The 12,191-nt window shown below is 45.9% G+C and carries 11 protein-coding genes; 3 read left to right on the top strand and 8 right to left on the bottom strand.

The window, feature by feature from the left end; translation table 11 throughout:
• Positions 1-87: 87 nt before the first annotated feature.
• Positions 88-363, bottom strand: coding sequence for a nitrogenase-stabilizing/protective protein NifW (locus tag L3V27_RS02935; RefSeq protein ID WP_048624982.1), 276 nt, complete (start codon positions 361-363; stop codon positions 88-90).
• Positions 364-604: 241 nt separating this feature from the next.
• On the opposite strand from L3V27_RS02935, the gene L3V27_RS02930 reads away from it, so the two are divergent.
• Positions 605-2,455, top strand: coding sequence for an acyltransferase family protein (locus L3V27_RS02930; protein ID WP_237310980.1), 1,851 nt, complete (start codon positions 605-607; stop codon positions 2,453-2,455).
• 79 nt (positions 2,456-2,534) lie between these two features.
• Here the strand turns inward: L3V27_RS02930 and L3V27_RS02925 are convergent, their stop codons facing one another.
• The 4 genes from L3V27_RS02925 to L3V27_RS02910 form a co-directional block, all read right to left on the bottom strand.
• Positions 2,535-3,005 (bottom strand): RES family NAD+ phosphorylase, encoded by a 471-nt coding sequence (locus L3V27_RS02925; protein WP_005376497.1) that lies wholly within the window; start codon positions 3,003-3,005, stop codon positions 2,535-2,537.
• Between the two features lies 1 nt (position 3,006).
• Positions 3,007-3,459: an antitoxin Xre/MbcA/ParS toxin-binding domain-containing protein gene (locus L3V27_RS02920; RefSeq protein ID WP_006742299.1), complete on the bottom strand. Its 453-nt coding sequence runs from the start codon at positions 3,457-3,459 to the stop codon at positions 3,007-3,009.
• A 177-nt stretch (positions 3,460-3,636) separates the two neighbouring features.
• On the bottom strand, positions 3,637-5,808 hold the full coding sequence (gene katG / locus L3V27_RS02915; protein WP_046876036.1) for a catalase/peroxidase HPI: 2,172 nt from the start codon (positions 5,806-5,808) through the stop codon (positions 3,637-3,639).
• Positions 5,809-5,993: 185 nt separating this feature from the next.
• A complete protein-coding gene (locus L3V27_RS02910) occupies positions 5,994-7,535 on the bottom strand; it encodes a glutamate synthase-related protein (protein ID WP_237310979.1) in 1,542 nt (513 codons plus the stop codon).
• A 157-nt stretch (positions 7,536-7,692) separates the two neighbouring features.
• Between L3V27_RS02910 and L3V27_RS02905 the strand changes: the two genes are divergently transcribed.
• Entirely contained in the window at positions 7,693-8,172 is a 480-nt protein-coding gene (locus tag L3V27_RS02905; RefSeq protein WP_006742302.1) for a YbaK/EbsC family protein, read from the top strand.
• Between the two features lie 168 nt (positions 8,173-8,340).
• Here the strand turns inward: L3V27_RS02905 and L3V27_RS02900 are convergent, their stop codons facing one another.
• The 3 genes from L3V27_RS02900 to L3V27_RS02890 form a co-directional block, all read right to left on the bottom strand.
• Entirely contained in the window at positions 8,341-9,753 is a 1,413-nt protein-coding gene (locus L3V27_RS02900) for a coniferyl aldehyde dehydrogenase (RefSeq protein ID WP_237310977.1), read from the bottom strand.
• A 125-nt stretch (positions 9,754-9,878) separates the two neighbouring features.
• Positions 9,879-10,451, bottom strand: a complete 573-nt coding sequence (locus L3V27_RS02895) for a GNAT family protein (RefSeq protein ID WP_054867401.1) — start codon at positions 10,449-10,451, stop codon at positions 9,879-9,881.
• 114 nt (positions 10,452-10,565) lie between these two features.
• Positions 10,566-11,024, bottom strand: coding sequence for an NUDIX domain-containing protein (locus L3V27_RS02890; RefSeq protein ID WP_237310976.1), 459 nt, complete (start codon positions 11,022-11,024; stop codon positions 10,566-10,568).
• A gap of 184 nt (positions 11,025-11,208) precedes the next feature.
• On the opposite strand from L3V27_RS02890, the gene L3V27_RS02885 reads away from it, so the two are divergent.
• On the top strand, positions 11,209-12,114 hold the full coding sequence (locus L3V27_RS02885; protein ID WP_005395238.1) for a DMT family transporter: 906 nt from the start codon (positions 11,209-11,211) through the stop codon (positions 12,112-12,114).
• The last annotated feature ends 77 nt before the right edge of the window (positions 12,115-12,191 follow it).

The raw sequence follows: 12,191 nt of genomic DNA, 5'->3' as shown, positions 1-12,191 counted from the left end.
GACAAACCAATAGCTAACCCAAAAGAACCTTGCTCTTCCCCCTGTGAGGCCAAGATGCAGGGTTCTTTTTAGGCAAGCCACCAAGAGTTAACGTCTTTGACAAGATGTACAACCTCGGCACGCAGAGCGCGTCGTTTTACTTAGTAAACTGCGTTGTACTTTACAGTAGGCATTTTTCAGTGCGCGGCGGCCTGAAAACCAATCATCCGGTTTAGTGAGGATTAAGTAGCCATTAAATCTCTTAACCAACTCGATTCGGTTGTTTTCGATAAATCGGCTATCAAACTCGATTTCGAAGTAATCCAACGCTTCTTCGATACAAGTAAAGCTGGCAATTTTTTCCTGAATCGTATTCTCTGTCATTGTTTCTTTAGCGTTATCATTTTCAATGAAGTCTAAGAGCCTCGCGCTTTACGTTCTTTGATTTAGCGCTTCTTAACATCACTCTTTCTGGGATTTCCATATTGAAATTCAATTTGGGAATTCGTTATTTCCCCCAGCCTTTTCATTTTGATAATCACTTTAAGGCCCTGATTTAAAGCAACATTATTTCTGGTTCATATTTTGCTCTACTTCGTTAAACGGAATGTTGGAGGGACACGATATGACTTACAGAGCGGAAGTAGACGGATTAAGGGCGATTGCTGTCACGTTGGTGATTTTGTTTCATGCAGGTGTTGAGCAGTTCGCTGGTGGCTTTATTGGCGTCGACGTATTTTTTGTTATCAGCGGCTATTTGATCACCACCATCGTGATTAACGATTTGGAAAACCAGAAGTTCAGCCTCGGTGATTTTTATGAGCGACGCATTCGCCGCATACTTCCCCTGCTACTGGTGGTGATTGCCGTCAGCTACTTGATGTCTTGGTGGCTGTTTTTGCCACAAGCACACAAAGACGTTGGTCAGTTCGCAGTGTCTTCTATTCTTTCTTCATCCAACATTCTTCTGTATTTAAAAGGCCACAATTACTTCGGTTTAGAAGATCAAGCCAATCCGCTGTTTCACACTTGGAGCTTGGGCGTTGAAGAACAATACTACATTGTCATTCCTTTGCTACTCATGCTACTCGCTCGTGGCAAAAACGCGTTTTACCTGACTTTTTTCATCGCGGTATTTGCGCTGAGTTTGATGACTATTGTCTATGCGAGCAACGATCCTGATTTCGCCTTCTACATGATCTTCTCTCGTGCTTGGGAGCTGGCAACCGGTTCATTACTCGCATTAGTGATGAGAAAAGTCCAAGTTCAATCTAACGATACTCTAGCAACCATTGGCATCGTTTTGATATTGGCTTCCGCGCTTTTGTTTGAAAAATCGCAAGATGGCGCAGGCATTACGCTGCTGGTGCCGGTCATCGGTAGCGCGTTAGTGATTTTGTTTGCCTCTAAAGACAATGTCTGCGGTAAATTGCTGAGCCTCAAATGGGTCGTGTTTGTCGGCTTAATCAGCTACAGCTTGTACTTGTGGCACATTCCATTATTTGTCTTTTACCGCTACGTGTTGGACACAACACAAGACGTCAATATCCCGATTTACATTGCCGCTCTTTTTATACTGTCTTACTTCACTTGGCGCTTTGTTGAAAAGCCGTTCCGCAGCCGAAAAGCCATGAGCATGCGCACTGTGTCTGCGGTTATTGCGGTTTTGACGTTACCCTTGCTGACGTTCGGCGTTATTGGTCATCAAAACGGTGGTTTTCCAGAAAGAAGCGCATTTTTCGAGGCCATGCGCGTTAATAACGGTTACGGTTTAGATTGCAACGGCAACACTGACGTTAACGATGTGTGCTCGTCTGCGCCGCAACCCACCATTGCTGTGTTAGGCAATAGTCACAGCATGGTTTACGTGAAGCGTCTATCCGAAGTAACACCAACTGGCGTGGTGCAACTTACTCAAGATTCCTGTGCGGTCGGTTATGTCGACATCCTCGAAGCTGCTGGCTCAATTTCTTGCCGACAGTTCTTCAAACAGGCAGTCAATACCATTTTGCGTACCCCTTCTATTCGTCGCGTCGTTATCTCTTCCAACTTCAATAAAGAGCTTTCACAAGCCGATTATGAGGCATCATTAACTGGATTGTTGAATGAACTGGAAGGGAAAGAAGTGGTCGTTTTCGGCCCAACGCCTTCCGCACCGTTTGCGGTGGGTGAATGCCTTTGGAAAGCGCGTTTGTTTGGCGAGCCGGAAGAGTCCGCATGCGATTTCTCTCCCAAGCGACATCACCCTCAAAACGTGGCGAAGTTAGTGAACTACTTTGAGCAATTTGAGCACGTTGAGTTTGTCGACTTGACCGATGCCATTTGCAGAAATGGCGTATGTCGAATGAAAGTTGGTGCGAACAACGCCATGTATACCGATGACAGCCATTTATCTTACAAAGGTGCTGAGTTGGTGCTTGGGCATTACCACAACAGCACAAATGAAGCGCAACAGTTCACTTACGACCGGCAATAACCAAGAGAATAAACTTTTATGCTTCAGCGCTATCTCAGGTAAGCGCTGAATATTTTAAAGCGAGAGAAAGCCAGCGTGTTTATTTGAAAATGCGTGGGTCAAACGCGAAATCGAGCTTTTCGGCTTTCTTGATGATCTCTTTCATTTTGGGATGATTTGGGTTCACCACGTAGTTTTTATCACGAGGTGAAATCGTTGAAGGCACTTGCAGTGCGGCAAACTCGGGATGAGGATCATTTAGAAACTGGTCACCAATGTACTGTGTAGACTCGCTCGCCGGTATTGCTCGCCACGTCACTGGGAGATCTTCTTCATCTAAGGTGGCGATGAGATATTCGGGCATTTCAATACGATATAAATCGTACAGTTTGGTGATAGCTGGATCGTTATTTACGTGAACAAACACTTCCAACGAGCAAAGGGATTCCGATTCAGAGAAGTAGAGGGCTTCGGTTCCTTTTGAGTTCCATCGCCCTCCAAACAACTTTGCGCCAACGGGGCTGAATGGCGTGTCAGCAAATTTCTTTTGTGTGAGACGATAGAGCTTCATATTACGAGAACACCCCGTGCTCTAAACGGCCGATCAAATCTTTGACGATTTCAAAATCCACCGTGGTCGAGACCATGTCTAGCGGCCTTTTTCCACCTAAGCCGTACACATTCTCTCTCATCCATTTTAACGCGCGCTCTTCGTCGTCAAACAACTCTGTCGCGAGTTTCAATAACATCGCTAATCGATAGATTGCATCACTCTCTTGAGTATTAAAACGCTCATCATTTTTAAGACGACGCTTAATTGTACTAACAGGAATCAGTGTCACATGTTGGAATTCACTTTGAGAAAGCTTTACTCGATCAACAATGTTCCGGTATACCTTGGGCTCAAAGCCTTTGTGAACCGCATCAATACGACCCGTTTCAGCATCTTCAATACCTAGCATAAGCCAGAAATTGGCTTTATGAGATTGTTTCGGCTTAAAGCTTTTTAATGCTGCAGTTGCCATATCAAGCTCCTATGGTTCATATGGTCTAGTCATTATGGTTCAAATGAGCTCAATTATCAATCAAAGTAACAATCAAAGTAAAAAGACAGGTAAAGAAAAAGGCGAGCTTTGCGCCCGCCTCTCTTACTTATTCATCAACTTTGTTTACGCATCTACCGATTTGCATCGTTTGACTTATTACAAGTCAAAACGGTCGGCGTTCATGACTTTCGTCCATGCAGCGATGAAGTCGTGGATGAATTTTTCCTGATTATCATCTTGCGCATACACTTCCGCGTACGAGCGTAGAATCGAGTTTGAGCCAAAGACAAGATCCACTCGAGTTGCCGTCCATTTCACTTGGTCTGTTTTACGATCACGTATTTCGTACTGATTAGCACTTACCGGTTGCCACGTATATGACATGTCAGTAAGGTTCACGAAGAAATCATTCGACAAAGTGCCGACTCGGTCAGTAAATACGCCCTCTTTTCCACCGCCGTAGTTACTGCCTAAAACGCGCATACCACCGATAAGTACCGTCATTTCTGGCGCCGTTAGCCCCATAAGCTGAGCACGATCTAATAAAAGCTCTTCCGGCTTAACCGCGTAGTCTTTCTTCAACCAATTTCGGAAACCGTCAGCCACAGGCTCAAGAACTTCGAATGATTCAACATCCGTCATCTCTTGGGTGGCATCACCTCGGCCTGGCGCGAATGGCACAGATACATCATGACCTGCGGCACGCGCAGCCAGTTCAATACCTACGTTACCAGCAAGCACGATAGCATCTGCAACACTACAGCCCTCTTCTGCTGCTATTTTTTCTAGCACAGCAAGAACACGACTCAGACGCTCTGGCTCGTTTCCTTGCCAATCTTTTTGCGGAGACAAACGAATTCTCGCACCATTTGCGCCACCTCGGCGGTCAGAGCCACGGTAAGTACGCGCACTATCCCAAGCCGTGCTTACTAGCTCACTAATGGATAGGCCACTTGCTTCGATTTTTGTTTTCACTAAATCGACATCGTAGTCTGTCTTACCTGCAGGCGTTGGGTCTTGCCAAATAAGATCTTCGCTTGGCACATCAGGTCCGAAATAACATGATTTTGGTCCTAGATCGCGGTGTGTCAACTTAAACCAGGCACGAGCAAAAACATCATCAAAGTACGCTGGGTCATTTTGGAACTTTTCTGCAATCTTGCGATATTCAGGGTCCATTTTGAGCGCCATATCGGCGTCAGTCATGATTGGATTGTAGCGCTTAGAGCCGTCTTCAACATCGACAGGCTTGTCTTCTTCTTCAATGTCGATTGGCTCCCACTGCCACGCACCTGCTGGGCTTTTCTTCAGCTCCCAATCGTACTTAAATAGTAGGTGGAAGTATCCGTAGTCCCATTGTGTAGGGTGTGTCGTCCAAGCACCTTCAATACCACTCGTTACAGCGTCACGGCCAATGCCACGTGTTTTGTGGTTAATCCAGCCAAGACCTTGTTCATGAACGTCTGCGGCTTCGGGCTCTGGACCAAGGTTTGCGGCATCACCATTACCATGACACTTACCGACCGTGTGACCACCCGCTGTGAGCGCGACAGTTTCTTCATCGTTCATTGCCATTCGCGCAAAGGTCACACGCATGTCATGTGCTGTTTTGAGAGGATCTGGGTTCCCGTCCACCCCTTCTGGGTTGACGTAGATAAGCCCCATCATTACTGCGGCAAGTGGATTTTCTAAATCTCGCTCACCAGAGTAGCGGCTGTTATCAGCGTCACTTGTGGCTAACCATTCTTGCTCGGACCCCCAATAAGTGTCTTTTTCTGGGTGCCAAATGTCTTCTCGCCCAAAGCCAAAACCAAAGGTCTTAAAGCCCATGGATTCATACGCCATGTTACCGGCAAGGACAATCAGATCGGCCCAACTTAATTTGTTGCCATATTTTTTCTTGATGGGCCATAAAAGGCGGCGAGCCTTATCGAGGTTTGCGTTATCTGGCCAAGAGTTGAGAGGAGCAAAACGCTGGTTGCCTGTCGCAGCGCCGCCACGTCCATCCGCGATACGATAACTACCCGCTGCGTGCCATGCCATTCGGATCATTAAACCGCCGTAATGTCCCCAGTCGGCAGGCCACCAGTCTTGGCTATCAGTCATTAAGTCTTTTAAGTCTTTTTTAAGTGCTTCGACATCTAGCTTTTTCAGTTCTTCTTTGTAATTAAAGTCCTGCCCAAATGGGTTGGTTTTGGAGTCGTGTTGATGCAGGATGTCTAAGTTTAAGGCATTCGGCCACCAATCCATCACCGACTTATCTGTAGATGTTTGCCCACCATGCATAACTGGACATTTACCTACCGAACCGCCGTTTGTGTTGCTCATATAATGCTCCTTCGTATCGTGGTTGTGGTAACCACTCTTTGTTATTCAATAAATCGAATATCCACCTCAAACAGCGTAGTTCATACACTGAATTTTTAGTTAACGCCAAGTCAAAATTTCCATATCTCGGCTAATAAATAATTGTTATCAAACATGTACCTATATGCAGAAAATATGGATAGAGATCAGTTTAAGTCCATACCTGAATACTTAATCCCAGACAGCCTCGCCATGTTGTGATCCCAGGTCGCTAAATCATGGCGACTAAATTCATTCAGAGCGTGGTGACCACATGCCCTTGCCATAACTTGCATGAGCTCGACGGAGGATTCGAAGAAATTTTTCAGTTGCTGAGATGATTTTTCGATATCGAGACGCTGCCTCAAATCGGCATTTTGCGTTGCGATCCCCGCTGGGCAATTATTGGTGTTACAAATCCGGGCCGCGACGCAACCGATCGATTGCATCGCACTGTTTGCTATCGCCACTCCGTCTGCCCCAAGTGCCAACGCTTTGACAAAATCCGTAGGAACTCGCAACCCACCAGTGATGATTAATGTGACACGGTCACTTGCGCCTTTTTCATCTAAGTACTTACGCGCACGAGCTAACGCAGGAATAGTTGGCACGCTAATATGATCACGGAACATAGTTGGCGCCGCGCCCGTACCACCACCGCGACCATCTAAGATGATGTAATCGGCACCCGCATCGAGCGCAAATTGTATGTCTTGCTCAATATGGTTTGCACTGAGTTTAAAGCCAATTGGAATGCCGCCAGTGATGCCACGGACTCTGTCAGCAAACTTTCTGAAATCGTGAGTAGTATGAAGATCTTTAAATGTTGGCGGTGAGATCGCTGGTTGTCCTTCGGGGAGACCTCTCACCTGAGAGATCTTACCTACATTTTTATTTGCAGGCAGATGACCACCCGTGCCTGTTTTGGCGCCCTGCCCACCTTTAAAATGAAAAGCCTGAACATTAAGAAGCTTAGATTCATCGTAGCCAAACTGAGCACTGGCAAGCTCATAGAAATACCGCGAATTTGCAGCTTGTTCTTCAGGTAACATCCCCCCTTCACCGGAGCAAATCCCAGTCCCTGCCAACTCAGCACCTTTTGCTAGCGCAATTTTCGCCTCTTCCGAAAGTGCGCCAAAACTCATGTCCGATACCAATAAAGGGATAGCAAGTTTGAGCGGCTTACGCGCGTTTGGCCCCACAATCAACTCAGTTGATACGGGAACGTCTTCCAACAACGGTTGTGTCGCCATTTGCGCCACCATGATTTGTATAGCATCCCAATGTGGTAGCAAATGCCTAGGAACCCCCATTGCAGCCATCGGACCATGATGACCGAGTTTAGAGAGCCCTTCTCTCGCTAACTGGTGGATAAACTCTAGGGTTGGTTCTTCTTGAGTAGCGGACGCAGTCGGTTTGTCACTTTTCTCTCGTTTTTTCTCAGGGCCTTCTTTGCCGACTTGCTCAGAAGAAAAACGCTTATGTGTTCCATCACAAAATGGGGCATTAGAGGTATGCTTGCACTGGCAGAGATACGCCTCTTCATCTTTTTCCGCAGTAAAGCTCATTGGCTTTAAGCCTGTTCCCGAATGCGACCCATCGCAATAAGGTTGATTTTTAGAACGTCCACATCGGCAAAAGTAATATTCTTGCCCTTCGGTTAGATTCACTTTAATCGGCTTATTATCGGCGATGATTGGCTTGCTCATGTTGCCCCCTGTTTATTATTGTTAACCACGCTTTCTCGCTGGCTTGCAATAAGCGTAGAACAGGAGCGGAAAGAGCGTCAGCGAAACCAGAGTAAAATACGCGATTGTCGCTTGCCTCACCTATACTCTTTATGGGTCTCATACACGTGGAGGCTATATGACGATTGCAACCCGATTAGATGAATATTTGACTGAGCATAACATTCACTTTCAAACCGTGAATCACAGCCACAGTCATAGCTCGCTACAAAGTGGTGTTGCCGCAGGTGTGCCTTTAATGAATATCGCAAAAGGCGTCATTCTTGAGGATCATGAAGGGCATCATATGATGGCAGTCTTACCTGCCAACAACAAAATCAGTTTGTCGAGATTAAACGATGAATTTAACGCTACTTTCCACTTGGTGAAAGAGCGTATGGTTTACCGACTCTTCACTGATTGTGAGCACGGCGCGATTCCACCGATTGGTAGTCCTTACCACATGTCGACCGTTTGTGATGAAAGATTAGCAAACTTGGAACATGTCTATCTTGAAGCCGGCGATCATGAAACTCTGATTAAGCTAGATAGAAAGGCATTTAAAGAGCTAATGAACGACTGCAAATACTTAAGATTCAGCAGTGAAGTTCTGCATTAAACTTCCCAAAATCTGTCGACATTTCGTGAAAAGGCTCTTTCAAAAAGAGCCTTTCTTTTTCTATTGGCGGTGCGTGTCGGAAGCTTCTCGGCTTTTGGTAATCCGCAATTTAGAACGCATAGAAACCAAAAAAGCCGCCCGTTTGGGCGGTTTTTATCAATCCAACCACTATCGAACAAAGATCTTTTGTATCGCTTTTATCGCCATAGCTCTGCGACGCATTAATGCCCCCGTCCTTGGTAGCCATTTCGGCGTGTGGAGTACGGTTTTCGCGTGGCTAAAGGTTCTGAATCCTTCCACTCCGTGATAATGACCAATACCTGATTCACCAACGCCACCGAAAGGCGCATCTTCAGCGCCAACGTGTAATACCGTGTCGTTAATACCGACGCCGCCACTGTGTGTGTTGCGTACAATATGTCTGATGGTCGATTTGTCGTCCGACATAACATACAGCGCAAGTGGTCTTTGGTGTTGATTAATGTAGTCAATCGCTTCATCTACCGCTTTGTAGGGCTTGATGGGTAGAAATGGCCCAAATATTTCCTCTTGCATGATGCGCATATCTGTCGACACGTCTGTGATCAAATGAGGATACAAAAGCCTTTCCTGTTGAGGTGGCGCTTCAACAGTATGGATGCTTGCGCCCTGAGCTTTGGCGTCCTCAAGTAGCGCAGTCAAACGATCATACTGTCGTTGATTGATAATATGGGTCAGCTTTTGATTCTTGTTGGATTTCAAATAGAGTTTTTCAAAACGTTTTAAGAACAGCGTGATGAACTCTTCGACGCGTTCTTTTGGTACAAACGCGTAATCAGGCGCGACACAAATCTGGCCGGCATTGATGCATTTACCAAACAAAATCGCATCAACGGTTTTCTTCATGTCTGCATCTTCTGCAATGATCACCGGAGATTTTCCACCCAGTTCTAACGTCACTGGAGTCAGGTTTTCAGCCGCTGCTTTTGCCACAGCGCGACCAACATTTGTCGAGCCAGTAAACAAAAGATGATCGAATGGCAGTTGGCTGAATGATCGTGCAACGTCCGCTTCACCTTCAAATACTTCGACATATTCAGACAACTCGCGACAAATATTGACGATGACTTTATTGGTTTTGGGCGTAAATTCGCTGAGCTTCATCATCACACGGTTACCTGCGGCCAAAGCAGTAACTAAAGGCGCAAGGCTCAAAATGACAGGAAAATTCCACGGCGAAATGATCCCGACCACGCCGAGTGGCTGATACTGAACAGTCACTTTCGACGGAGCAAGCAACAGACCGGATTCACGCTTACTTGGTTTGCACCACTTTTTTAGCTGCTTGATGGTGTAATTGATGTGCGAGACCGTCGGCAAAACGTCGGTCATGGCGGTATCAAATTCGGAACGATAACCAAAATCGTCACTCAGCGCTTCCACCAATGCTTGTTTATTCGCAATCAGAGCTTGTTTTAGCAAGACAAGGCGCTGCTTACGCTCATCCAAACTAGGATAAGGTTCGGCGGCATACGCCGCTTTTAAGCGATCAAGGCTTTGTTGTAACAGGTTGTCCACTTCAACCTCTGCGATTGCGTTCATGATGCTTCTCCTAACCTAGTTTCAACCAATGACGCTCCAAATTAACACGAGCGCAACAATGTTACTATTGTAGCGCTCGCGAAATTAGGGGTCGAACTCTGATTAAAATATCAGTGGGTTTGGAGCTAAGTCAGACGCAACTCATAAATGCCGAGCCGTTGAGAGCGGTCAAGCGTCTCGAACTCGTGATCAATGTATTCTTTTAATGTAGCACCAGCACGCTCAGCAATATTGATGCTGGCAATGTTGTCTTCCATACAGTGGAATTGGATGAATTGCGCGTGCCCTTTCTGCTTCAAAAAAGGAATCAACACCGCGAGTACTTGGTCGATCACTCGGTGTCCTCGCCCATTGTTGGCAAGCCAATAGCCAATCTCAGTGACGCGTGTGTGCGAATCCACACCTTTAATGCCAATAACACCCGTAAACTGCCCATCAAAATAAATAGCGCACCAGTGGGCATCTAACGCTTTGCTGTTCACGCGCTGAGAGATGTAGTTCACCGCTTCTCTGCGGTTGGTCACAAAGTCCGTCCAAGGCAAATAGCCAGAGAGGCTGTTTCGATACGTGTTCACCACTTCCAGTAAAACGGTCGCGTGTTTGGTGGTAAGAGGCTCAATTGAGACCCTTTCTGAAACAGAAAAACTGGCCTGCATGCTATTTCCTTGATACGCCTTTTGGCACATGACCTCATCCATCCACATTATCCCTTTTTCAGTAAACACTACTCACAAATCCTACCGCCTCATTGCGTTGAGAACAAACTTCCATATTCGTTATGTCAAACGTGCTTAAAAGGATGGCTATCTCGTCTAGTCTGTTTGTTCAATTAACGTAAATGGCGTCAACGACTCCACATCCACGTAATGCCTCCACACATGTTCGTAAAGGTGGTGTTGATTTGCAAACGGGGCTAGTCGCTTTGCTTCTTCAAGCGTACACCAACAATACTCTGTGTGTTCTTCGTTAAGTACAACCGATTGGTTAGGTGAACAAAACATTACGAAGCATGGAATAACCATGATGCGGTTATTTTTTGCTTCGTAGAACTGTTCTAGAAAGTCTGCAGTATGTAACTCAACATCGTCAATTTGCGTCTCCTCTTTCAGTTCTCTGAGAATAGTTTGCCATCCGGTTTCACCGGCCTCTACCCCACCAGCAACATGGCACCAATAACCACCTTTAACACGTTTGAGCAACAGCATTTTATCGACGCCATCAATTTTAGAAATGACAACGCCAGAAGTATGCGTCGCTTGTACTGGGATCATGTATGCTCCTTAAATATCTAGATATTTCCTAGATGCGCTCCATGCGCGAATCAAAGATAGGGTTGCTTGAGACTCCATAGTCTACTGCTTATTCTCACTCTCGGCAGATGTGTTTGAATATCACGGATCATTTTGTGAGCTGAGTATGCTAAAGTGCGATCTGTCGCAACAAATGAGCAGTAAAATGTCTAATTCATTCAACACTCTGGTTCCCATTGGTGTGCGCTTTATGGTGCTCTCCGCATTCGGTTTCGCGCTAATGTCTGCCACAGTAAAGCATGTCAGTCTTCATGGTATCCCTGTATTTGAGATTGTTGCAGCGAGGGCACTCGTCTCACTTGTTATCAGCTATTTAGATGTTAAGCGAAAACGAATTTCTGTATGGGGCAATAATAAGCCATTACTGTTTGCGCGTGGCGCAGTGGGCACCATGGCATTGATGTGCGTATATTATTCGGTGACTACCTTACCTTTGGCAGAAGCGACCATCTTCCAATACATTCACCCAGTATTTACTGCGCTCCTAGCCGTCTTTTTCTTGAAGGAACGCATTCAACCATCGACGTTCCTTTGCATTGCCTTGTGCTTACTCGGCATCTATATAATGGTAAGTCCAGAAACAGGACAAGAAGCAGAGCGCACTTTACCTATGTTTAGCGTAATGATTGCAATCTTGGGCGCATTTGGTAGCTCAATTGCTTATGTCATTGTTAGAAAACTTAGCCAAACTGAAGATAGTTCAGTGATCATTTTCTATTTCCCTCTGGTTGCTCTACCCGCTTCACTCTTACTGATTGGCGATGATTTTGTTATGCCCGACCTGTATCTGACTTTCATGTTGGTTTTGGTTGGTGTATTCACCCAAGTTGGGCAATTGGGATTAACCAAAGCAATGCAAACTCAGCAAGCGGGCAAAGCGTCTGCTTACTCGTATATTCAGATCGTATTTTCTGTGTTGTTAGGCATCATTTTCTTCGGCGAAATCCCGCTCATTTGGACGTACATCGGTGGTGCACTAATTGTAGCGGGCGCACTCATTAACGTATTTGGTCACCATTTGCGATTGCCATTCGTTAAGCGCAGCGCTTAACCCTTCAGCCCCAAAGCGAGACAACACTAAAACGTAAAAAGCCAGAGTCGACTCTGGCTTTCTTTTTATGTTTAAAC

Source organism: Vibrio sp. J2-3(2022) (assembly GCF_021725735.1).
Taxonomy (GTDB): domain Bacteria; phylum Pseudomonadota; class Gammaproteobacteria; order Enterobacterales; family Vibrionaceae; genus Vibrio; species Vibrio diabolicus.
Note: the sequence above shows the minus strand (reverse complement) of the source record. Positions and strands in the feature narration are given on the sequence as shown.